This window comes from Virgibacillus halotolerans, from assembly GCF_016908515.1.
Classification (GTDB): Bacteria; Bacillota; Bacilli; order Bacillales; family Amphibacillaceae; genus Virgibacillus_M; species Virgibacillus_M halotolerans.
This window is the reverse complement of record NZ_JAFBEA010000003.1, coordinates 295865-318334: the sequence shown is the minus strand read 5'-3', so window position 1 is coordinate 318334 and position 22470 is coordinate 295865. Positions and strand designations below refer to the sequence as shown.

Below are 22470 nucleotides of genomic sequence, written 5' to 3'. Positions count from 1 at the left end.
GCAGAGAACTGGTGGTTGGTGAAAACCAGTATCATTCAACGGATGAATGGACTTCCGAGCTTCCAAACCGAACATGATGAATCAGTAGGCTTTGGCGAACAGGTCTCATCGTTATACGAGACGAATATCAAGTACTTATTATTTGATATTGCTAAAGTGAGCTGATATTAATTAGCTAATAAAGGTGGTACCACGGTTCCTCGTCCTTTTCTGGATGGAGGACTTTTTTGTGTTCCATGAAACATAACTGCATATATAAATCGTTGAGTAAGAAGAGTAAGCTTTCAAGAAGCGTCACAGAGAACCGGTTGAGGTGGAATTCCGGTACGTGGATAAAAGCCGAATGGCCTTACGAGAGGTTTCCTGAAATTATAGTAGGGAAGCACGGTGCTCCGCCGTTACACGGATAGGTTATTTTTGTAACTGAACAAGATGAAAAGATCTGCTTGATCTTTTCAACAGAGGTGGCACCGCGGTCACAATCGTCCTCTATAAATACATTTCCCATGTATTTATAGAGGATTTTTTTATACTGATACAAAAGTATAACTTTTATAGGAAACCAGTATAAGTGCAACTAAGGATTTCGCCATTAAAAACCTGGCGATAAGCCAAGTTTTCTAATACCTTGTTACACCTATCCAATAGAAACTTTTTATTTTTTACTAATTGACAAAAAGAAGGGATGAAGCTAAATGAACTATAAGTTTACCAAACAAATTGCCGACACACTTACACCGATAGGCATTTTCAAACGACTCACCGGGAGTAAAAAATTTCTACTCGAAAGCTCCTTTCAACACAAGCAAAAAGGAAAATACTCATTCATTGGTGTCGATCCCTACCAGGAGATTATCAGCACTGGAAGTGAAACAACCGTTATTTACCATGAGTCAGATACATCAGATCTCTTTCCAATGGATGCACTCCAATATATAAAGGAATATCTTCCGAAGATAGATACGGACCTTCCCCTCCCCTTCCATGGAGGAGCAATTGGATATGTTGGATATGATGCGACCCGCCAATATGAAGCTATTGGCGAGCCGCTACCCAATGAACTAAACATGCCCGATATTCATTTGATGGTTTATAAAAATGTATTTGTATTTGATCATGCCAACGAAATCATTTATCTGATTGCTATGAACCCGGATAACGTATCGGAACAGGAACTAGATGAACGTTTAAATAATCTGGCAGGCCAATTGGAAAATGAACCAAATAAACCGGAACACGAACTCACTAATGTTGACTTTCAACCTGAAATGACCGAGGAAAAGTTCAAGGAGAAGGTCACCCAGGCAAAACAGCTTATCCAAAGCGGGGATATGCAGCAAATTGTTTTATCACAGCGGATGAAAGCAACCATTGATGGGGACCCATTCTCCTTTTATCGTAAATTGAGAAACGCCAATCCCTCTCCCTATATGTTTTATATTGAATTTGCGGATTACCTTGTATTAGGCGCATCACCGGAAAGCTTGATTCAAACGACAGGAAATGAATTGGTAACCAACCCGATCGCTGGAACAAGACCACGCGGCAAAACAAATGCAGAAGACACTCTGCTAATGGATGATTTACTATCTGACAAGAAAGAAATTTCTGAGCATAAGATGTTGGTCGATTTAAGTAAACGGGATCTTGGACGCGTCAGTGAAATTGACAGTCTTACCGTTCCGACTTACATGGTCATAGAAAAATATCAGTATGTGATGCATATCGTTTCAAAGGTACAAGGCAAATTAAAGAAAAATCTCAGCAGTATTGATGCACTGATTGCCTGTTTACCTGCTGGAACCGTCTCTGGAGCACCGAAAGTCCGTGCAATGCAGGTGATTAATGATTATGAAGAAACAAAACGTGGTGTTTATGGCGGCGGAATTGGCTACATTAATTTCAATCACGATTTAAATATGGCACTTGCCATCCGCTCCCTCGTCATCAAAGATAACCATGCCTATTTACAGTCAGGTGCTGGAATTGTTCAAGACTCTGTTCCCGCTAAGGAATTTGCAGAGACCCTGCACAAAGCAAAAGCCTTAATGAAAATGAACAATGTTGAACTTGTAAATTAAAAAAGCTGTTTCCTAAAAGTTTTTGCAGAAAAATATAAATGAGAATACTTTATCAGTAGTAGATATCAACTGCGGTGGCAAAAACTCAGACTATGAAAAAACAGCCATTAAGAAAAAAAGGAGTGTATCAAAATGAAAATTTACCTTGAAAAACTCATGAATCGTGAAAATTTAAGTATTGAAGAGATGAAAATCGCAACCAAGTATTGCTTTACTGAAGATATTACGGATACAGAAATTGCCGCTTTTTTAACAGCATTACGTGCAAAAGGAGAAACCGCGGATGAGATCGCAGGGATTGTAGAAGTCATTCGTTCTCAGTCCCCCCTCACCTCACTAGCCTTACCCAACGTGATGGATAACTGTGGAACTGGTGGGGATAAATCTTACAGTTTCAACATTAGTACCACATCCGCTTTCGTTATTGCTGGTGCGGGTATTACAGTTGCCAAGCACGGCAATCGAAGTATCTCAAGTAAGACAGGAAGTGCAGACGTGTTAGAGCACCTCGGTGTTTCCTTATCGTTTTCACAAGAACATATGGAGGAAATACTGCGGGAAAATAAAATAGCCTTCCTGTTTGCACCACATGTTCATGATAAACTCAAGCATTTTATGAAAGTGCGTCAAGAGCTGGGATTACCAACAATTTTCAATGCAATCGGACCGCTGACAAACCCTGTTCCACTGGACTCACAGTTCCTCGGTGTTTATCGACAGGACATGGTGCCAATGATGGCAGACGCACTTCATAAATTAGGCAGACGTCGGGCCATTGTTGTCAATGGAGCTGGATCCATGGATGAGGCATCTCTTGCCGGCGAAAACCATCTCACCTTACTCAATGAAGGAAAACAAACAGCATTTACACTAACACCAGAGGAAGTTGGATTACCCGTATACGCAAATGAACAAATCCGCGGTGGAGATGCCAAAGATAATGCAGACATTTTACTTCGTGTGTTAAAAGGAAACGTTGGTCCATACTTGGATACGATCCTCCTTAATGCTGGACTTGGAATATTCGCCAATGGTGCGTCCCAAACCATCAAAGAGGGAATTGATCTAGCTAGAGAGAGCATTCAATCCGGAGCAGCTTTAGAAAGACTGCAGCAATTAGTCGCATACAGTAAAAAAATTCCAAGTGAGGTGCTATAGGATGACTATTTTAGATGAAATTTTAGCAGAGAAGCAGAAAGAAATTGTTCAATTAAAACAACAAACATTTGGACCGAAAGTGTATAAAAAAACGCCAACTTTTAAAGAAAAGGTGACAGCCTCGTCAACAATGAATGTGATCGCGGAAATTAAGCGTTCATCCCCGTCAAAGGGTGCGATTGATATGACAGTCGATCCAGTAACACAAGCAAAAATCTATGAAGCACAAGGTGCGAGCGCCATTTCTGTTTTAACGGATAAACCGTTCTTTAATGGTTCCATGGAAGACCTCCAGGCCGTTCGAGAAGCGGTAGATTTACCGATCTTATGTAAGGACTTCATCATCGATCCAATACAAATTGATCAGGCAAAAGCAGCAGGCGCATCGATTATTTTACTAATCGTCGCCGCCTTACCACAAGCTGATTTGGAAAACATGAATTACTATGCCCGGTTATTAGGACTGGAAGTACTTTGTGAAGTTCATAATCAGGAAGAAATGGAACGCGCACTCCAATTAGATGTGGACATTATTGGAATAAATAACCGTAATTTAAAAACCTTTGAAGTTAATCTAGATACAACTGAGAAACTTTCTTCTATGGTGATAGATCCGAAAACCATCCTTATCAGCGAAAGTGGTATTAAAACGGCTGATGATGTGAGACGTGTACGTAACGCTGGCGCGGATGCCATTTTAGTTGGCGAAACATTGATGACATCCACTGACTTACCCGAAACATTCAAGGATCTACGCCTGCCTTTACAAGGTAAAGAGGTGCAATAACATTGCTAGTGAAAACATGTGGAATTAAAACGACTGATGCTGCAGCTGTTGCCGTTCAAGCAGGGGCAGACTTCGTCGGGTTTGTCTTTGCCCCTAGTAAGCGACAAATCACACCGGAAGCCGCTGCAAGTATCGGAAATACCCTTCCCTTTCACATCAAAAAAGTCGGGGTATTTGTTAATGAAACCGTCGAAGACATGCTGAAAATTGCTAAAAAGGTTGGTCTGGATGTTATTCAACTACATGGGGATGAACCTGCCTCTGTTGCTGAACAGCTACCATACCAAGTGATTAAGGCATTTCCAGTTGATCGGAACAAACTTAAAAACATCCAGTATTATCCTTGTGATTATTATTTACTGGATAGCCCAATTGGCAAGTATCGGGGTGGAAATGGAACCACATTTGATTGGGATTTAGCAAGTGATCTAGCGATTGATCGAAAAAAAGTAATACTTGCCGGCGGACTTACACCAGAAAATATCCAAGAAGCGATCGAACGCGTGCAGCCAGCCGGCGTAGATGTTTCTAGTGGCATAGAAACAAACGGGGAAAAGGATTTTAACAAAATAAGAGCATTTATTACAAATGCAAAACACACGAAAGGATGAGTCTATTGACAACCTATACAATGCCTGATGCTACAGGAAGATATGGAAACTTCGGAGGTAAATTTGTTCCAGAGTTATTAATGCCAGCTTTAATAGAATTAGAGGAAGCATATGAGCAAGCAATCAAGGACCCGCAATTTATAAACGAATTGGAAACTTATTTAAAACAATATGTAGGTCGGGAAACACCACTTTTCCATGCAGCACATTTATCACAAAAACTTGGTGGCCCGCAAATTTATTTAAAGCGTGAAGACTTAAACCATACAGGTGCCCACAAAATTAATAATACGATTGGGCAAGCATTATTAACCCAACGAATGGGCAAGAAAAAAGTCGTTGCAGAAACGGGCGCTGGTCAGCATGGTGTCGCAACTGCTACTGTTTGCGCATTACTGGGACTGGATTGCATTATTTTCATGGGTGAGAAGGATATGGAGCGACAAAAGTTAAATGTTTTCCGAATGGAGTTATTGGGCGCTACTGTTCAAGGCGTTTCCCAAGGCAGTGGAACATTAAAGGATGCCGTAAATGAAGCTTTACGTTATTGGGTCAGTCATGTAGAGGATACACATTATATTCTCGGATCTGTTGTTGGCCCACACCCTTTCCCTAAAATTGTCCGAGACTTACAATCCGTTATTGGAAAGGAAACGAAACAACAAATCGTAGAACAAACCGGAAAATTACCTGACGCAGTCGTGGCATGCGTAGGTGGCGGCAGTAATGCAATGGGGATGTTTCATTCATTTATTGAAGATTTAAATGTTCGGTTATATGGGGTCGAAGCTGGTGGTGCCGGCATTGATACAAATAACCATGCCGCCGCATTAACAGATGGCAGTGTTGGTGTTTTACATGGAATGATGACGCACCTTCTCCAGGACCAAGATGGACAAATCGAAGAAGCCTTCTCTATTTCAGCAGGTCTCGATTACCCAGGAGTTGGACCGGAGCACAGTCATCTTCATGTAACTTCAAGGGTAGCCTATACTTCAATAACAGACCAGGAAGCACTCGAAGCCTTTCAATTTCTAACCAAAACAGAAGGGATTATCCCTGCGTTAGAAAGCGCACATGCCGTAGCATATGCGATGAAACTGGCAAAAGAAATGCAACAAGACGAAACGTTAGTCATTTGTTTATCCGGACGCGGCGATAAAGATGTGGAACAAGTAAAAGATGCACTGGAGGGAAATTACAATGGGTAAAGAACGTTTAGCACTTTCATTCAAGGAAAAAAAGCAAGCCGGGGAAAATTTATTTGTGCCCTACATTATGGCTGGTGACGGCGGATTGGATATTTTGGAAGAAAGAATCCAATTTTTACAGGACGCTGGTGTAGCAGCCATTGAACTTGGCATCCCCTTCTCAGATCCAGTAGCGGACGGACCAATCATCCAAGAAGCTGGAATCAGAGCTTTAGAAGGTGGGACCACATTAGCGAAAGTACTGGAAACATTACAATTATCAAAAGAAAAACGATCCATTCCAATCATCCTAATGACTTATTTAAATCCAATTTATAAATATGGGGTCGAACATTTCGCTGTTGCCTGCGAACAAGCCGGTGTAGACGGTATTATCATTCCAGATTTACCAATGGAAGAGGAATCACCGATAGCGGCCGTCTTGCAGGACAAATCGATCGCATTCATTCGTCTGGCAGCACTAACAAGTCCAAAAGAAAGGCTTGCTGAACTGGCTAGCCGGTCAGAAGGTTTCCTCTACGCAGTTTCCGTCACTGGTACAACCGGCGTAAGGGCAACACATCAATCAGAAGTGAAGGACTATTTGCAACTGCTGAAATCGTATAGCACAGTCCCTGTTCTGGCAGGATTTGGTGTTTCCAATGCTGAACAAGCACATGAACTAAGCAACCATTGTGATGGCGTTATTGTTGGAAGTAAAATTGTTAAACTCCTGCACGAAGGTGCGTCAGATGAAGTTTCAGCATTGATTAAGGGGAGTTTGAAAAAGCAAGTGCATCAATAATAAGTTTTTTTCGATAATATCGAGCGAGATGGGGGAATACAGCCTCCAACGGTTAGCATTCGGATGCGTGCGCTGGACCTGCGGCCGGGAGCGCTGAACCTTCGGCCGGGCGCTGAACCTTCGGCCATGTGCGCTGGACCTGCGGCCGGGAGCGCCGAACTTTCGGCCATGTGCGCTGAACCTACGGCCGGGAGCGCTGAACCTGTGATCGGGCGCTGAACCTTCGGCCAGGCGCGCTGGACCCTCGGCCGGGAGCGCTGAACCTTCGGCCTTGTGCGCTGGACCCTCGGCCGGGAGCGCTGAACCTTCGGCCATGTGCGCTGAACCTCCGGCCGGGAGCGCTGAACCTGTGGCCGGGCGCTGAACCTCCGCCCAGGAGCGCCGAAACTTCGACCGTGAACGCTGAACCTACGGCCACGTGCGCTGAACCTCCGGCCAGGAGCGCTGAACCCTCGGCCGGGTGCGCTGAATCTTCGGCCATGTGCGCTGAACCTTACTCCGTTTTATACTATTGATCAAACGAAAAAAAGGAACCGGGGCATGCTCCCGATTCCTTGAAAAGAATCACTCTATATAGAAAGGCATTCCCTATCCAGGTGTAACTGGTTAGGGAAATACCTGGATATCTACTTATCTTGCAAAAGATCGAATGTACGCATAATCTAACATTACTTTTTCCCTTTGCAGCTGCTCTTCATTTTTTTGAAAATAGTATGCTCTGTCTTTTTGTTCACCAAGCGTTAATTTTGATTTATTACTTTTAAATAAGCTTTTCATTTTGTTTCTCATTTCATTCACTCCTTTACGCTTTAAAATGACTGGTCAGTTTATCTGGCTCGGCATTACTTCCCCACTTCTAAGGGACTGAGTAGCGCCAGTTCTGCTTTACGACATTCTATATCTATATGTTCATTTTCATTGTTTATGTTTTTATTTTTTACGTCAAATAGGCTAGCATCGTTGCTTCCATTCCCTTAATGCGTTCCGCCATTTTATCTTCATTATAGCCGATCGTTGCATGCAGCCAAATACCATCATGCAGCTCCCAGAATACCGCTGATGCCTTTTCAGGATCAATGTCCTGTCTAAATTCCCCAGCGTTTTTTCCCGCGGCAATAATTTCTTTGATCATTTCGAATGTAACATCAAAACGATCTGATAAAATGTGTTGTACATCTGGTGAATCGGTTGAATACAACCAGAATTCAATATGCACACGCATTAATTTCTTCTTATTTAAGTTGTAGGGAATGTCCGAATTAATCCAGTACTTTAATTGTTCAAGCGGACTGGTTATTTGCTTCAGCTCTGCTACAAGCGCTTCCCGTGACTTTCTCGTTTCATGCTGTAGTATGCTGATGATAATATCCTCTTTACCACTGAAATAATTATAAATCGATCCCTTACTTAATTTAGAGTATCTTACAATATCATCCACAGTAGATGCATAATACCCTTTAGCGGAAAAGCATTCCAGTGCAGCCTGTAATATGGTGATCCTTCTTTCTTCTTTTGCCTCGTCCGAAATTCTTGGAGCCATGTCTGCACCTACTTTGTATTATCAAACTGACCAATTAGTCTATATAAATAGTATCTCATTTTGACACAATTCACAATCCTAATGCTCACAGGGTTTGTGAATAATCCATGAACTTATTTCCCCTCTCGTTTTTTCCTTGCAGCCTCATATTCCGCTTCGGTAATTTCTCCTCTTTCCATGCGCTCTCTTAAAATCTCCAATGAATCCGGCTTTGGATTCTTTTTTGCCCTGAAACGAATTAAGATCCACACGAGTACGATCAGAACAATAACCCCTAGCACCAATCGAACATAGCTCTCCGTCAACATAGGTAATCACCTCTACTATCTACAGTTACCTTTTTATACTGTTTTTAATCATGATTTTCAAAAAATAAAAACTGTAGCGTTTTAATCCGCTGCAGTTTTTATTTGGTCTTATTATTTTTTGACAATTGGAATCCATACTTCTACGCGCATTTTCTCACCTTGAGCATCAGCGTCATCCAAGTATATCTCCATCTCCGGACCGCCAGCATGTTCATACCCTGTGGATGGGAACCATTCAGAAAAGATACGCTCCCAAACATTTACTATTGCATCTGGTATAGAACCATGCACGGGAAAAACTGCCCAGGTAGATGCCGGTATATGCTTTTCTTTCCAATCGGCCGGCATATCGTCTACATTTTTCTCAGCGCCGATAAAATAAGTTAATTCCTCCTGCTGTTTATCAAACTCCATACAAATCCCGAGTAGTCCTAATGAACCAGCATTTCTAGCCAGTTCATTTGAAAACCCATTTTGATTTGAATCTTCCCAAAATGCAGCGATTTCCCGATGATTTGCACCGTCAATTGTTGTTGTTCGAATATCTTTGCCAATTACATTAAACGCATCCTTTTCCACTATTTTATAGTCCATTTCTTCTTCTCCCTTTAATTGAATTTGAAAGGAGAGTTTGGGAAACGCCTTCAATGAATGGCGATGATATCGAACTTCCGACGGGCTCATCCCATGGGTTTTCCTGAATACTTTTGCAAACGATTCCGGTGATTCATAACCATACTTTAGTGCGACATCAATGACTTTACTTTTCGAATGGATCAACTCTTGGGCAGCCATTGTGAGCCTTCGATTACGAATATATGCTGCAACGGTTACCCCCGTCAGCATGGTAAACATTCGTTGAAAATGGAATTTAGACATACAGGCGACTGTTGCTGCATGTTCGATTTGAATCTCCTTGTCTAAGTTATTTTCAATATAATCGATACTTTTCGTCATTCGTTGAAGTCCTTCCATTTCTACTCCCCCTCCCTAAACCCAACGATAACCTTTCAAAAAAACAATATCCTGTTCATTCGTGCTTTTATCAGACAGATGGAGAGAAGAAGAACTCATTGCTCCACTTGCTCTCATATACCTTTGTATTCCATAAACTAGTAATCCTTAGTATAGCCTAATTGTTGGCAATTTTACATATTATTTATTGCACCCCTTTACAATTCATTTATTCATGGTAAGCTTGGTTTAGAAAACTGCATAGCAATACGAGCACTAGGGGAGCTATCTGAAAATGGCTGAGAAGAACTGATTTGTTCTGACCCTTTGCACCCGAACTGGATAATACCAGCGTGGGGAAGTGCGGTCGACGTGTATATCAATAAGTAACGATGACAACACATACAACTAGACTGCATTCCCTCGGGATGCAGTCTTTTTTATTTTTAAAAACGGAACGTGCCTTGCACCAACCGAACAAGAGGAGAGATTTTTATGGTAAATCAGGTTTGTGGAAGCAGTAACATTGCGGGGGTGAGTTTTTCCATTCATCCAATGTCTGATCAGTTTATAGACATCATTACAGCCGCTTTAAGCGAGGTTGACACTTCCAAGGTCTATATGAAAACGGATGATGTGACCACAACGATACGCGGGAAATTAGTTCATGTATTTGATGTAACAAAAGCGATTTTTATGCATGCAGCAACAACTGGAGAACATGTAGCTTTTCAAGCAACCTATTCCTTAGGATGTCCAGGTGATTCTGCTGGCGATGTACTTATGGCGGCGGATGATGAAGCACTGAACGCCAAATCAGTAAATACTTTACAACAAGCCGTAGCCGCAAAGTTTTCTTTATATCCATTAGGTGGCGGGAATTATATGGACACAATCTATGAGCAAATCGATGCAATGAAACAATATGTAGATGTCTCCCCTGCCCATTATTCGACCCGTCTGCACGGTGAGGCAATCGCTATTTTTAATGGTTTAGAACAAGTTTTTCAAGCTACAGTTGAACGTGGCTCCAGTCACACCGTAATGACGGTTTCCATCTCTGCAAATAGCCCGTCACATAAAGGAGGACCAGATCATGCGTAACTGGCGTTTTAAAGAAATCGTTGTTATGGCAGCACTTTCTGTTGTGTTTGCGGTTGTTTATTTAGCCTTTCTCCCTGCTGGTAAATTGCTCGTGGGTCTTTTCGGTCCCATCGGCTATGACTTGATATTCGGCATATGGTTCATCGTCTCCATTATTGCAGCCTATATTATTCGCAAGCCTGGCGCCGCCTTTCTATCTGAAACGATTGCTGCCATGGTGGAAGTAATGATTGGAAATGCAACTGGACCAATGTTGCTTATTGCAGGAATGATTCAGGGAATTGGTGCAGAGGCTGCGTTCGCTGCAACGAAATGGAAAAATTATGCTACTTGGGTGTTGATGGCCGCAGGTGTTGGTTCTGCTATCACCAGTTTTACCTATGGTTATTTCATGAGTGGCTATGCCGTTTTATCTACCAATTATGTCATTGCCATGTTCATTACACGGATGGTAAGCGGTGCGCTTATCGCTGGTTTACTCGGTAAAGCATTAAGCGATGGCTTAGCACAAACCGGTGTTCTTTCTAGTTTCGCTTTAGGTAAAGCGCATCAAAAGAGGAATGCAGCATGAAAGCCTTTATACAAGTAGACCAGCTTCGTTTACGATTTGATAATCAATTCAAAAAAGATACATTGTCAAATCTGAGTTTTGAATTAAATCATGGTGAAAGCCTCCTGTTACTGGGGCCAAGTGGCTGCGGAAAAAGCACACTTACATTTTGCCTAAATGGACTTTATCCACGTGAATTGGATGGAGAAATGGATGGCAATATTCTTATCAACGGAAAAAGGACAACCGAATTTCTTCCTGGTGAGCTTAGTCAGCAGGTTGGTGTCGTCTTCCAAGATCCAGAAACACAATTTTGTATGCTTACTATAGAGGATGAAGTCGCCTTCGGATTGGAAAATAGGTGCATCCCTCAAGCAATAATGGGAGATAAAATCGATTATGCATTAGAACTTGTTGGTATGCTTTCTTTGAAAAAGGCGGCAGTTACTTCTCTTTCCGGAGGCCAAAAGCAAAAACTGGCACTTGCATGCATTTTGGCATTAGAGCCTTCATTACTTATTTTAGATGAGCCTACAGCTAACTTGGATCCAATTGCTGCTAAGGATTTAATTCAGACAATTCACCAATTACAGGAGAAAACTAACTGTTCTCTTATTATCATTGAACACCAGCTGGATGGCTGGACAGCATTAGCTGAGAGGTGCCTGCTATTGAATCATGATGGAGAGATTTTCTACGATGGTCTGATGCGTCATGCCATTAGGGATAAGTTTTCTGAACTTGAAACTCAAGGAATTTGGCTACCTAAGGTGACACAATTTCTACTGAATCATGTTGATGGAACCACTGCAAATATTCCATTAACGATAGATGAGTTCTCCAAACAGGCCAATTTGTGGGAAGGAACCAATTGGCAACAAAATGAGAAGCAATTAGGCACGAAAAAGGAAAAGCTATTTCTGGAAGCAACAAATATTTCCTGGAAAGCAAATAAAAAAGAGATCATTCAAAACATATCCTTAAAATTTTACGAGGGAGAGTTTATTGCTATTGTCGGTGCCAATGGAAGTGGAAAAACATCACTCTCTCGTATTTTGGCGGGCATTCAAAAGCCAACTGCGGGCACGATTCACATGAAAGACAAGCCAATGAAGACTTGGAAAGAATCCTATTTACGTGATGAGATTGGTTATGTGTTTCAAAATCCTGAGCATCAATTTGTTACAAATACAGTGTTTGATGAGGCCGCTTTTAGCTTAAGGATAAAAGGCATGGATGAGCATGATATTCATAAAAAGGTAGCATCCATTTTAAATACTTGTGGACTATCAAGCAGTAAACAGCAGCATCCGTATTCGCTTAGCCAAGGGCAAAAACGTCGTCTCAGTGTTGCTACGATGATCATTAATAATCAGCATATGCTGCTACTCGATGAGCCAACGTTTGGACAGGATGCTCATTCCAATGTGCAGTTGATGGAGCTGCTGCAGACGCGCTTCTATCATGGTACATCCATTGTGATGGTTACACATGATATGGAACTTGTTAACCAATATGCATCGAGAGTGATTGTCATCAATGAAGGTAAAGTCGTTTCAGATTGTTCACCAGCTGATCTATGGCAAGTATCCGCCGAACAACTAACACAATGGCAGATCGATCTCCCTATCTCCATACAGCTTGAAAAAATATATGAAAAGGAAGCAAATTATGTTTCTACACCGTCTTAATCCGAGTATAAAAGCAATAACAATTGCATTAATTGTTGTGTTATTAGCATTTATCTTTGATCCGATTACACCATTTATATTTCTGATTGGAACCATTGCGATTACCTTTATTTTTGGGAACGTAGAATGGAAAAAATACATCCTTTATTTTATTCCATTTTCCATCCTGTCATTTGGAATGTTATGGACGACAATTGCCTTTTCCACGCCATCTAACAATCCAAACGATGTGATTACATTACTTGGTATGACATTCCCAAGAGCGTCTTTTCTTACTGCGCTTGCACTTTCGTTAAGAATATTAAGTGTCGCTGCATTATCATTATTGTTTATTTTCACGACAAATGTCGTCGATTTTATTTTAAGTTTAATCCAGCAACTAAAATTACCCCCAAAGATCGCATACGGGGTGCTAGCTGGCTATCGTTTTTTGCCGATGATGAAAGACGAGTTAGTCATCATTCATCAAGCTCATCGTATACGCGGCATCAATACAGCGCACACAATAAAGGATAAATGGCATCAATATAAACGCTTTGCCATTCCATTATTAGCGAGTGCGATTCGAAAGGCAGAAAGAACAGCAATCGCCATGGAATCAAAAGGTTTTACAGGGGATAAAAATCGGACCTTCTATCGCCACTTTTCTATCGTCAAAAGGGACTGGTTGTTTCCATTCATGATGCTGCTATTATTTTCACTCGCAGTACTAACATCTCTCAAACTTGGCTATATTTAACAGTGTTCCAAAAGCGTTATACAGCATTTAAAAAGGCTTGGTTTGATCGTCCTAAGCGAAATAATGAATCCTGGATGCGAAAGAAAGATAAAAAATAGTATTCATTTTTACCGTCCTATTTGTATATGATATTGATGTAAGCAAAAAAAACACTCAGTGCGGCTACACTAAGTGTAAAGGCGTTTGTTGCTATTTAACTAGGGCGACAGCAAGAGAGAGAAATGCAACGATGAAGAACAAGAATGTAAAGAAACCGAAATAAATCTTATTCATAATTCTCACCTCCTGCTAATATGTATATGAAAGGGTTTTATATAATAATCCTTTTTTTTACAATTATGCGTATGGAACTAGAAAAACACCTTGAAATAGGTGTTTTCATTTTATATTTCATGCAAAAAGTTCTTAGTTTATGCCTTAAAACCCAGTTTTTTCAGTTCATGGATTTTAATTATTCCCTTAATCGGAATCTTTTCCCTTTACATTATTTATGATTATCGATACGATAAATATAGAAAAACCAAATATTATTTTAGCACTAGGGGAGCCGATAAATTGGCTGAGAATAACATACGTGTTTAAACCCTTGGCACCCGAAGATAGATAATACTAGCGTGGGGAAGTGCAGTCGATCCGTATTATCGTTGTTATTATCAACTCAAACATACATCAGACTGCGCCTCCCAGGGGTGCGGTCTCTTTTTATTTACTTTTTTAAAAAATTCTAATGAAAGAGGTGATCTTTTTGCAAGAAGAATGGTTTTTCTTAGATAGTGGATTTAATGATGCTACGATTAATATGGCGTTAGATGAATCTTTATTAAATTGGCTTAGACAGGGAAGTATTCCACCAACATTACGGTTTTACGGCTGGTCAGCACCCAGTCTATCTGTGGGGCATTTTCAGGATGTAGATCAGACAATTGATTTTGACGCGCTACAGAAGTATAACGGTCAATTTGTTCGCAGATTAACCGGTGGCAGTGCAGTGCTTCATGATGACGAACTTACATATAGTCTTGTTATTTCCGAGCAGCATCCATCTATTCCAAAGACAGTTGGTGAAGCCTATTATGTACTTTCAAAAGGTGTTGTGGAAGGCTATAAAAATCTTGGTATTTCAGTGGATTACGCGATACCGAAAGAAAGTGCAAGAAAAGACAGAACGCCCGTATGCTTTGAAAAACCAGCATATTACGAAATGGTTATTGATGGTAAGAAAATATCAGGCAATGCACAAACAAGAAAGACTGGCGTACTGCTTCAACACGGTTCCATTCCAATGAGCATTGATACACAGATGCTATTTGATTTATTTCACTATCCTTCTGAAGATGTGCGACAAAGAAAACGTAAATCCTTTGCGGACAAAGCGATAACCATTAATCAAATTACCAATAAAACCCATTCGTATAACATGTTAAAAGAAGCTTTCTTCAATGGATTTCAAACAGGCCTAGACATTAAGCTGCAGCCTTTTCACCTGTCTGAAAGCCAGTGGGAAGAGGTTCATCAATTAGCACGATCCAAGTACGGGGCTGAATCATGGAATAAGCACAATATCAAAAAGGAGCGTATCAGTCATGGCGAAGCAACAAGAACACATTCGTAAACCAGAATGGTTAAAAATTAAACTAAATACTAACAAATCGTACACAGGACTTAAAAAGTTGATGCGAGAGAAAAACTTAAATACTGTTTGCGAGGAAGCTCGTTGCCCTAATATTCACGAATGTTGGAGTGAACGTAAAACCGCTACCTTTATGATTTTGGGTGATACATGCACACGCGGATGCCGCTTCTGCGCCGTAAAAACTGGTCTTCCAAACGAACTTGACTGGGGCGAGCCTATGCGTGTTGCAGAATCCGTTAAAGTTATGGGATTAAAGCATGTCGTTGTCACCGCTGTAGCACGTGATGATCTAGCTGACGGTGGTGCAGCAGTATTTGCCAAAACAGTGAATACAATCCGTGAGGAAAACCCTGGATGTACGATTGAGATTTTGCCTTCTGATATGAAAGGTGACTACGAAAGTCTGCATACATTAATGGATAGTCAACCCGATATCTTTAACCATAATATTGAAACAGTAAGAAGACTAACGAAAAAGGTTCGCGCCATAGCGAAATACGATAGATCTCTGCAATTGCTGCAGCGCGTGAAGGAAGTCGCACCAAATACCCCAACGAAATCAAGCATGATGCTTGGTTTGGGTGAAACAAAAGAGGAAGTTATTGAAGCAATGGATGACCTGTTGGCACATGACGTTGATATCCTAACACTTGGTCAATACTTACAGCCAACAAAGAAACATCTTGATGTCGTGAAATACTATCATCCGGATGAGTTTGCTGAATTAAAGGAAATCGCCCTATCAAAAGGATTCCGTCATTGTGAATCTGGGCCACTCGTAAGATCTTCCTACCATGCAGATGAACAAGTAAGCAAAACATCTGCACAACGCAGGATTAATTATATGAAGGGTTATGAAACTCAAGAAGATAAGGAAGTTGATTTTAACTTTTAAGGGATATATTTTAATTACCAAAAGGCTTATCACGCATTGTACGGTGATAAGCCTTTTACGTTTATTTTTGAGCCATTAGGGAAAAGTATTACTATCTAAATAAGATGGAGGTTATCAAATGAAACGAATATTATTGCTTGCTAGTATGTTTATCGTTGCTATAACACTAGTCGCATGCGGCGATACGAATAATAATGATGATACTAGCGGGGATCAAGATACTGGCATGGAAAACAATGAAGATCAAGATAATGATGCGGATGAAAATGCCGATGACAACCAAGCCGATAACGGGGATACTGCCACCGATAATGCGGCAGACAACAATGATAATGACGATATGAAGCAAAAAATGGATGAACTTGATTACACCGACTTTGAACTAGAGGTTGATTACGGTAAAAACAAAGAATATGAAGCAGAAATCGAACAAGATAATGGTAAAGTTGAAGCAGATTTAGAAGATGAACTAAATGGAGATGACGTAAACGGACAAGAAGCATTTGACAAAATTTATCCGAACGTTAAAAAGCTGACCATTGATCAAAATACTGAAAAAGCAGATGCGATTCAACAAACATTGGATGCATTTGATCTAGACTCAGATTATGTGAAATTCGAAGTAGAAATAACATTTAAAGATGGAACAAAAGTTGAATTTGAAGATAAGAATTAAATAAACTTTTTCGAAGAACAGACAGGCTATAATAGCAGGTCTGTTTTTTTCTGCAGTTATACTTGGTCGTACTAGTGTGCCTCTTCCGGATAACCAAAGTTTGGATGCCTTTACAGTCAATGGTGCGGACACTATATTTACTGTTCCAGAAACTGGACGCTACTACATCACCTATCAAATAAATACGACAGTTGGACTACTTGCCGGTTCCAGAGTGATACGAAATGGTACGCCAATTCCTGGCTCCATTTTATCTCCAGCTGTAACTGTTTCAAGTTATAATAATGATGTCATTACCCCATTGACTGCAGGTGATACCATTTCACTTCAGTTATTCGGACTGGTGGGCGCTGTTGTTTTACTGGGAGGAGGCTCTTCCGGCGCAACCTTATCTGTTATTCGCTTAGATTAAATCGAGCGTACAAAGGATGATCAGTTAAAATTAACTGATCATCCTTTTTTTGTCTCTATGTTGCTATTGGCTTTTTGCGCACCAAACAATTATTTTTGAATAACTTGATATGGTAATACTACTTATCTATAAAATCCATACAGAGAGCGAGGACCGCTATTGATTACGATTAGTTTATGTATGATTGTAAAGAATGAAGAGGATGTACTGGAGCGCTGCTTATCTTCAGTTAAGAACATAGTTGATGAAATCAACATCATTGATACTGGATCAATCGATAAAACAAAAGAAATTGCCGCACAGTACACGGACCGAATTTTCGATTTTGAATGGATAGATGATTTTTCCGCAGCTCGTAATTTTTCTTTTAAACAGGCCACAAAAGATTACATTCTTTGGCTAGATGCCGATGACATTTTACTGGAAAAGGATCAAGACAAACTCATCCAACTCAAAAAGGAATCTAACCCTTCTTTCGACGCTGTGTTGATGGATTATCATCTTTCATTTGACGAAAATGAAAATGTGACATTTAGCGTTAAACGACACCGGCTTTTAAAGAGAGAGAGACAATTTCGTTGGATTGGGGCTGTACACGAATATGTAGCGGTTAATGGTCAGATAATTGACAGTGATATTGCAGTGACACATCATAGTTTACACCATGATTCCGATCGAAATTTACGGATTTATGAAAAACGACTTGCCCAAGAAGAGTCTTTTTCCCCACGGGATTTATTTTATTTTGCTAACGAATTAACGGATCATCATATGTATGAACGTGCCGTCTTTTTTTACGAAAAGTTTCTTGCAACGGAACAAGGTTGGATAGAAGACAATATAGCAGCCTGTGGAAAGCTTGCAAGTTGTTATTCGGAATTGGATCAGCCGGAAAAAGAATTGGAATCTATACTCAGGTCTTTCAGATACGACCGTCCACGCCCTGAACTTTGTTGCAAGTTGGGCTATCATTTTTTGCAGAAAGGCGAAATCCATACCGCAGTGTTCTGGTATGAACTTGCTACACAACCAAACCAATCCCAAATGGGCTTTGTCAATACCGCATATCACACATGGCTCCCCCACATTCAGCTATGTGTTTGCTTTGATCGTTTAGGGGATTATGTTGCCGCATATCACCATAATCAGATTGCTGAAAAATATCGACCAACAGATCCGAATGTATTACACAATAAACGATATTTAGAACCTATTATCCAACAGCTGAAGAGAAACAAACAGGTAAATGATAATGAAGAAACCCCTTCCGAATGAATCTTACTGTGATAAATGCACGGACTGGATAAAAGGCATGTCCCCTATGTTATCTACAACTTTTAATTTGAAGAACTTCAACAATGAATAGATCTTTATCAATAGAATTTAAACATAATGACTCCAGCTCAATTCTGGAGTCATTATGCATTCTTTACATATTTTTAAAGTAGTGGTAGAAACATGGTTGTTGTGGAAAACCAGCTTTTCCTTATGCCACTATAAACATTATAAGACGTCTAACTTAGCTACTAATGCAACTAATACTTGTAACAGAAGTTGAATATTTACTGCAAGATCTGTATCTGTTGTAAACACGTTTACCCCGCGCGAATTTTCAATATAAACTTGTTGTTTATTAATTTGGCTCGTTTGTAGTTTTGCATTTAAATCCTGTGTTATCGTGTCTGCTTTACTACTATCTGCAATGGATATGCTAATTACTAAAGAAATTGCAACTTGAAGCACTAGCTGAACATTAAGCGCAGCTTGGATATCGGTTGTTGTTACATCTACATCACATGAATCCTTGATAATGATGGATTCAATAGATTGCTGAATATTACCTATCGTTGCATCCTTATCTTGACCAACGGTAGCATCCTCATCAAATGGATGGCATGCTGATGGGTCTAATGCATTCCATTTTTGTTTTTCATCTTTACATGGTTTTTGGTTGCAACATGATTCAGGCTGCTGACACGTGTTGTTATAGCAATTATTCTGATTCCTTCTGGATTGAGCTTCTTCCCTTTCTATTAAAAAACTTCTACTATGACTTGATGACATATAATCTCTCCTCCTTCTTGCCGTTTCATACATCATATGTAAGAAAAGCTAGATAGTAAGGGTGATTGTCCAGTAGAAAACACCTATTTTCGCAACCTTGCATTTTCTAGGTATTTACTAGGTTAGACATATTGATCATAAAGGCTGATATACATTCATATTAGAAAACGAAGGCAATCGCCATGTTTTTAATAGCGAATGCCTTCGTTCCACTGATGCAGTAAGAAGGTAGTTATACTTTCTTACTTGCTAAAAAAGTACTACTAACCTATGTTAGCAGCACTTCTTCTTATACGTGTATATTATTCCTTTTTTTCATTCGTTTTCTGGGACAATTGATCAACACTTTTCTTAAGGCTTTCAACCATCGTTTTTAATTCTTCTTTTTCCTTTTGTCCGACTTTCTCTGTTTCCAACTTTACTCCATGCTTTTTCAATGTCGAATCCAGCAACATATCAATCACATGATTGGAGACGTTCTCAAAGTCCTTATTATTTTGCAATTTATCCACCTCCAAAGCTTATTTCTTTACACTGATAAGAAAAGTTTACTTTTTTAGATATCAGCATAAGTACAACTCAAGCCCTCGCCATTAAAGCTTGCCGATAAGCCAAGTTTTCTAATAGTATATTCCTGATGGGATTGAATGTGTTATAGATGATAGTCTATTTTTCGCATATTGGACTTCTATAGTAGACATTAAACTATTATTTTGTAGTTGTTTCCCCTATTATGTGCACCAATTCACAGTAAAACAAACTTGAACCTTACCGTCTAAAAGACAGCAAGAATGTTGATATAGCCATGTTCAAACTCCTTGCCATAAGCCCGTTTCTTTCGTTATCAATTTTTATAGGATATTAGTGGAAATAGCTATGTTTGGAAATAATGCCCTTACAGAAATATGTAATAAGCATATAGTAAATAGAGAAATATTATAGAAAGGATGATTAAAGTTGGCACAAACAGAACAACAGACAGCCATATTGGAGTTGATTAAACAACTAGCTGGGAATACTGGATTTAATACAGACACATCACTCAATTTACCCGGTTTAGATATTGACGTCGGTATAGGCATAGGTGGAAGCGGATCCACAGGAACAACACCCCCTACTCCCCCAACCACGCCTACAACACTTAGAGACGTATTGTTGGGTTTAGTCAATGAGCAAGTACAGATTACTACTCCTTTTGGTATGGTAACTGGAACACTACTAGTCGTAAAAAATGACTATATCGTAATGATTGAGAATGCTGGAGACCAGGTACTCGTACGCATCGACAAAATCGAACTTGTCAGTGAACTATAAAGAAGACCTTGTTCCTTACCACCTGAGCCCTATTCGCACTTATAAGGAGGGATTTAAATGTTTGAACAGACTTTTGCTGCCGAACTAGCCAAGCGTATTGGTTCAAGAGTAGAGGTAGCTACAGATAATAATTTAATAGAAGGTATTCTCTCGACTGTTACTGCAGAACTGGTTCTAGTTATTGAGGTTAGCAGTGGCTATGGACCAAATACTAAACTATATGTATCAGTAGATGCTATTAACTTCGTTCGTTTTCCTGTAGCAGCATAGCATAGATTAATAACCTCATGAAACAGATATAGGTTGCACTTTAAACAACCTATATCTGTTTTTTTATTTAGCAATAAAGAAAGCATATGATGAGAAACTTTCTGATTTTATCTTCACAGGGTTATTCAAAAAAATGCAATAAAAAAAGAGTACACAGCGTATACTCTATAAGTGAATTAATTATTAAGGATAGCCTCACTAATTTCATTTGTAATTTGCAGTGCCTTAATACCATCCTTTCCTGATACAGATGGTTCTCTTTTAAACTTAATACAGCTTAAAAAGTCCAATAATTGAACGTTTAACGGTTGAATCGTTTTATCGACCTGAATATTTTGCGTTACCGTTACAGGGAAATTACTTTTATCTTCTATAACAGAACGCGTTATTTTAATTTCACTTTTCAAGATATCTGCTTCAATAAAAGCATCTTCAGTAAGAATTTGAATGGTCCTAACTTTTTTCTTTGATTTAAAACTAGCCGTTAATTGTGCTGTGACTCCTTGTAAAGATCTGGCAATAACAACAGCGTGTTTTGGTGTATGCGCCATGTTGTTTCCTAATGCATAAAAACGCGTAATTTCGTCTTTCAGAAGTTCTTGTAAAATATAAAGATCATGAATCATTAAATCCTTTACAACATCAACATATTTAATTCTTTCATCATAGGGGCTCAATCGATGAAAAGCAATTCCAATAATAGCTTCATTTTCTAATTCCTTTTTTAGAATTTGAATTAATGGATTAAAAAGCTCTATGTGCCCCACCTGAAGTTGAACTCCTGCCTTAATGGCTTTATGAAGTAATTCCTTAGCCTGTGAAACTGTACTTGTAATTGGCTTTTCCATTAACATATGCACCTTACGTGCGATACAGTTTAAACCAATATCATAATGGAATTCAGTCGGTACAGCAATGCTAACAGCATCAACTGATGCAAGCAGGCCATCCACCGATTGAAATTGTTTTACTTTATACTGATCAGCAATCTGTTGGCCCTTTTTCTTATCATTATCATATATACCAACAAACTGACAATGATCATCCATTGACAAGTACGTTCGCACATGATTTTCTCCCATATTTCCTGTTCCAATTACACCGACTTTCATAAAAATCTCCTCACTCTTCGTTACTACTCATTTAGTATCCTATGCGCCAGCTATTAAAGGAGATGGACCATCATAACAAAAATAATAAAATTGGCTTTTGTACGATCATCAAATACTAGAAAATCTTAAAGCCCTTTTTGAAAAGATGATTGTTTTTCACACAAAATTTATAAACTGCGACGTAAGCATATGTTGATTTCCTAAGAAATGTGCTATTGCTGCCGTCCGGGATCGATCCGGGCGGATGCTTTCCTCGGGCACGGCCTCAGCCCCTTGAGAAAATCACTCTGCGGGGTCTTCGGACACGTGCTGTTCCCGCAGGAGTCACCGCCCTCCACTCACCCGAACTAGTGAAGTGGTGGGGAGCGATTATATAGAACTAGTACTACTTCAGTAAATGCAATATCGGCGAAGAAAATACACGTAGACTCCTGCGGGAAAGCGAAGACGATGAGACCCCGCAGCGTTCTTTGCGAGGAGGCTCAGCGCGAGCCCGCGGAAAGCGTAGTGTATTTCCGGAGCAGTAAGACAAAGAACCCAAGTTTCTATCAAATGCAAGAATTAAAAAGTGGGGAA

General features: G+C 39.9%; 23 protein-coding genes, 1 pseudogene, 2 riboswitches and 2 other annotated features (1 of these 28 running past the window's edge). Of the genes and pseudogenes, 17 read left to right on the top strand and 7 right to left on the bottom strand.

From position 1 onward, the window contains the following. Positions 1 to 211: a binding site (T-box leader), on the top strand (it extends 42 nt beyond the left edge of the window). 43 nt (positions 212 to 254) lie between these two features. After that, positions 255 to 493 (top strand) — a binding site (T-box leader). Between the two features lie 202 nt (positions 494 to 695). From trpE to trpA, 6 genes are all read left to right on the top strand, one after another. Next, the gene (gene trpE / locus JOC34_RS10310) at positions 696 to 2081 is read left to right on the top strand and encodes an anthranilate synthase component I (protein WP_205136668.1); all 1386 of its coding nucleotides are present in this window, start codon (positions 696 to 698) and stop codon (positions 2079 to 2081) included. Positions 2082 to 2213: 132 nt separating this feature from the next. After that, positions 2214 to 3239 (top strand): anthranilate phosphoribosyltransferase, encoded by a 1026-nt coding sequence (trpD, locus tag JOC34_RS10305; protein WP_205136667.1) that lies wholly within the window; start codon positions 2214 to 2216, stop codon positions 3237 to 3239. 1 nt (position 3240) lies between these two features. Then, on the top strand, positions 3241 to 4026 hold the full coding sequence (gene trpC, locus JOC34_RS10300) for an indole-3-glycerol phosphate synthase TrpC (protein ID WP_205136666.1): 786 nt from the start codon (positions 3241 to 3243) through the stop codon (positions 4024 to 4026). A 2-nt stretch (positions 4027 to 4028) separates the two neighbouring features. Beyond that, on the top strand, positions 4029 to 4637 hold the full coding sequence (locus tag JOC34_RS10295; RefSeq protein ID WP_205136665.1) for a phosphoribosylanthranilate isomerase: 609 nt from the start codon (positions 4029 to 4031) through the stop codon (positions 4635 to 4637). A gap of 5 nt (positions 4638 to 4642) precedes the next feature. Further along, complete coding sequence (trpB, locus tag JOC34_RS10290; protein WP_205136664.1) at positions 4643 to 5848, top strand: tryptophan synthase subunit beta; 1206 nt, start codon at positions 4643 to 4645, stop codon at positions 5846 to 5848. Further along, complete coding sequence (gene trpA / locus JOC34_RS10285) at positions 5841 to 6632, top strand: tryptophan synthase subunit alpha (protein ID WP_205136663.1); 792 nt, start codon at positions 5841 to 5843, stop codon at positions 6630 to 6632. Before trpB ends, trpA begins: the two co-directional genes overlap by 8 nt. A gap of 630 nt (positions 6633 to 7262) precedes the next feature. On the opposite strand, the gene JOC34_RS10280 is transcribed toward trpA, so the two are convergent. The 4 genes from JOC34_RS10280 to JOC34_RS10265 all read right to left on the bottom strand — a co-directional run bounded on the left by JOC34_RS10280 (position 7263) and on the right by JOC34_RS10265 (position 9455). Further along, a complete protein-coding gene (locus tag JOC34_RS10280) occupies positions 7263 to 7421 on the bottom strand; it encodes a hypothetical protein (RefSeq protein ID WP_205136662.1) in 159 nt (52 codons plus the stop codon). A gap of 148 nt (positions 7422 to 7569) precedes the next feature. Then, complete coding sequence (locus JOC34_RS10275) at positions 7570 to 8172, bottom strand: TetR/AcrR family transcriptional regulator (RefSeq protein WP_205136661.1); 603 nt, start codon at positions 8170 to 8172, stop codon at positions 7570 to 7572. 113 nt (positions 8173 to 8285) lie between these two features. Beyond that, positions 8286 to 8480, bottom strand: a complete 195-nt coding sequence (locus JOC34_RS10270; protein ID WP_205136660.1) for an SHOCT domain-containing protein — start codon at positions 8478 to 8480, stop codon at positions 8286 to 8288. 111 nt (positions 8481 to 8591) lie between these two features. After that, a complete protein-coding gene (locus tag JOC34_RS10265; protein ID WP_205136659.1) occupies positions 8592 to 9455 on the bottom strand; it encodes an AraC family transcriptional regulator in 864 nt (287 codons plus the stop codon). Between the two features lie 247 nt (positions 9456 to 9702). Beyond that, positions 9703 to 9811: riboswitch (TPP riboswitch) on the top strand. A 118-nt stretch (positions 9812 to 9929) separates the two neighbouring features. Between JOC34_RS10265 and JOC34_RS10260 the strand changes: the two genes are divergently transcribed. The 9 genes and pseudogenes from JOC34_RS10260 (at position 9930) to JOC34_RS10220 (ending at position 18409) form a co-directional block, all read left to right on the top strand. After that, positions 9930 to 10538: a YkoF family thiamine/hydroxymethylpyrimidine-binding protein gene (locus JOC34_RS10260; RefSeq protein ID WP_205136658.1), complete on the top strand. Its 609-nt coding sequence runs from the start codon at positions 9930 to 9932 to the stop codon at positions 10536 to 10538. Beyond that, a complete protein-coding gene (locus tag JOC34_RS10255; RefSeq protein ID WP_205136657.1) occupies positions 10531 to 11109 on the top strand; it encodes an ECF transporter S component in 579 nt (192 codons plus the stop codon). Before JOC34_RS10260 ends, JOC34_RS10255 begins: the two co-directional genes overlap by 8 nt. Next, the gene (locus tag JOC34_RS10250; protein ID WP_205136656.1) at positions 11106 to 12779 is read left to right on the top strand and encodes an ABC transporter ATP-binding protein; all 1674 of its coding nucleotides are present in this window, start codon (positions 11106 to 11108) and stop codon (positions 12777 to 12779) included. Before JOC34_RS10255 ends, JOC34_RS10250 begins: the two co-directional genes overlap by 4 nt. Continuing rightward, a complete protein-coding gene (locus JOC34_RS10245; RefSeq protein ID WP_205136655.1) occupies positions 12760 to 13518 on the top strand; it encodes an energy-coupling factor transporter transmembrane component T family protein in 759 nt (252 codons plus the stop codon). Before JOC34_RS10250 ends, JOC34_RS10245 begins: the two co-directional genes overlap by 20 nt. Before the next feature lie 530 nt (positions 13519 to 14048). Beyond that, a riboswitch (TPP riboswitch) is annotated at positions 14049 to 14156 on the top strand. A gap of 107 nt (positions 14157 to 14263) precedes the next feature. Continuing rightward, complete coding sequence (locus JOC34_RS10240) at positions 14264 to 15130, top strand: lipoate--protein ligase family protein (protein ID WP_205136654.1); 867 nt, start codon at positions 14264 to 14266, stop codon at positions 15128 to 15130. Further along, entirely contained in the window at positions 15102 to 16046 is a 945-nt protein-coding gene (gene lipA / locus JOC34_RS10235) for a lipoyl synthase (protein ID WP_205136653.1), read from the top strand. Before JOC34_RS10240 ends, lipA begins: the two co-directional genes overlap by 29 nt. Positions 16047 to 16164: 118 nt before the next feature. Continuing rightward, positions 16165 to 16722, top strand: a complete 558-nt coding sequence (locus JOC34_RS10230; RefSeq protein WP_205136652.1) for a YusW family protein — start codon at positions 16165 to 16167, stop codon at positions 16720 to 16722. Between the two features lie 52 nt (positions 16723 to 16774). Next, a pseudogene (locus tag JOC34_RS10225) lies at positions 16775 to 17134 on the top strand (BclA C-terminal domain-containing protein); the annotation flags it as partial. Between the two features lie 159 nt (positions 17135 to 17293). Further along, positions 17294 to 18409, top strand: coding sequence for a tetratricopeptide repeat-containing glycosyltransferase family 2 protein (locus JOC34_RS10220; RefSeq protein ID WP_205136651.1), 1116 nt, complete (start codon positions 17294 to 17296; stop codon positions 18407 to 18409). A 228-nt stretch (positions 18410 to 18637) separates the two neighbouring features. Here JOC34_RS10220 and JOC34_RS10215 read toward each other — a convergent pair whose 3' ends face one another. After that, positions 18638 to 19198 (bottom strand): spore coat protein, encoded by a 561-nt coding sequence (locus JOC34_RS10215; RefSeq protein WP_205136650.1) that lies wholly within the window; start codon positions 19196 to 19198, stop codon positions 18638 to 18640. A 302-nt stretch (positions 19199 to 19500) separates the two neighbouring features. After that, complete coding sequence (locus JOC34_RS10210; RefSeq protein WP_205136649.1) at positions 19501 to 19701, bottom strand: hypothetical protein; 201 nt, start codon at positions 19699 to 19701, stop codon at positions 19501 to 19503. Between the two features lie 454 nt (positions 19702 to 20155). Between JOC34_RS10210 and JOC34_RS10205 the strand changes: the two genes are divergently transcribed. Both JOC34_RS10205 and JOC34_RS10200 read left to right on the top strand, forming a co-directional pair. Further along, on the top strand, positions 20156 to 20512 hold the full coding sequence (locus tag JOC34_RS10205; RefSeq protein ID WP_205136648.1) for a DUF2642 domain-containing protein: 357 nt from the start codon (positions 20156 to 20158) through the stop codon (positions 20510 to 20512). 57 nt (positions 20513 to 20569) lie between these two features. Further along, the gene (locus JOC34_RS10200) at positions 20570 to 20782 is read left to right on the top strand and encodes a hypothetical protein (RefSeq protein ID WP_205136647.1); all 213 of its coding nucleotides are present in this window, start codon (positions 20570 to 20572) and stop codon (positions 20780 to 20782) included. A gap of 176 nt (positions 20783 to 20958) precedes the next feature. On the opposite strand, the gene JOC34_RS10195 is transcribed toward JOC34_RS10200, so the two are convergent. After that, positions 20959 to 21894 carry a Gfo/Idh/MocA family protein gene (locus JOC34_RS10195; protein WP_205136646.1) on the bottom strand — a complete coding sequence of 312 codons (936 nt, stop codon included), beginning with the start codon at positions 21892 to 21894 and terminating at the stop codon, positions 20959 to 20961. Positions 21895 to 22470 lie beyond the last annotated feature (576 nt).

Bases quoted from the DNA above. Each gene is read 5' to 3' on its own strand.
- trpE (WP_205136668.1), top strand. From the start codon at position 696: ATGAACTATAAGTTTACCAAACAAATTGCCGACACACTTACACCGATA.
- trpD (WP_205136667.1), top strand. From the start codon at position 2,214: ATGAAAATTTACCTTGAAAAACTCATGAATCGTGAAAATTTAAGTATT.
- trpC (WP_205136666.1), top strand. From the start codon at position 3,241: ATGACTATTTTAGATGAAATTTTAGCAGAGAAGCAGAAAGAAATTGTT.
- trpA (WP_205136663.1), top strand. From the start codon at position 5,841: ATGGGTAAAGAACGTTTAGCACTTTCATTCAAGGAAAAAAAGCAAGCC.
- JOC34_RS10280 (WP_205136662.1), bottom strand. From the start codon at position 7,421: ATGAGAAACAAAATGAAAAGCTTATTTAAAAGTAATAAATCAAAATTA.
- JOC34_RS10275 (WP_205136661.1), bottom strand. From the start codon at position 8,172: ATGGCTCCAAGAATTTCGGACGAGGCAAAAGAAGAAAGAAGGATCACC.
- JOC34_RS10270 (WP_205136660.1), bottom strand. From the start codon at position 8,480: ATGTTGACGGAGAGCTATGTTCGATTGGTGCTAGGGGTTATTGTTCTG.
- JOC34_RS10265 (WP_205136659.1), bottom strand. From the start codon at position 9,455: ATGGAAGGACTTCAACGAATGACGAAAAGTATCGATTATATTGAAAAT.
- JOC34_RS10260 (WP_205136658.1), top strand. From the start codon at position 9,930: ATGGTAAATCAGGTTTGTGGAAGCAGTAACATTGCGGGGGTGAGTTTT.
- JOC34_RS10255 (WP_205136657.1), top strand. From the start codon at position 10,531: ATGCGTAACTGGCGTTTTAAAGAAATCGTTGTTATGGCAGCACTTTCT.
- JOC34_RS10250 (WP_205136656.1), top strand. From the start codon at position 11,106: ATGAAAGCCTTTATACAAGTAGACCAGCTTCGTTTACGATTTGATAAT.
- JOC34_RS10245 (WP_205136655.1), top strand. From the start codon at position 12,760: ATGTTTCTACACCGTCTTAATCCGAGTATAAAAGCAATAACAATTGCA.
- lipA (WP_205136653.1), top strand. From the start codon at position 15,102: ATGGCGAAGCAACAAGAACACATTCGTAAACCAGAATGGTTAAAAATT.
- JOC34_RS10230 (WP_205136652.1), top strand. From the start codon at position 16,165: ATGAAACGAATATTATTGCTTGCTAGTATGTTTATCGTTGCTATAACA.
- JOC34_RS10215 (WP_205136650.1), bottom strand. From the start codon at position 19,198: ATGTCATCAAGTCATAGTAGAAGTTTTTTAATAGAAAGGGAAGAAGCT.
- JOC34_RS10200 (WP_205136647.1), top strand. From the start codon at position 20,570: ATGTTTGAACAGACTTTTGCTGCCGAACTAGCCAAGCGTATTGGTTCA.
- JOC34_RS10195 (WP_205136646.1), bottom strand. From the start codon at position 21,894: ATGAAAGTCGGTGTAATTGGAACAGGAAATATGGGAGAAAATCATGTG.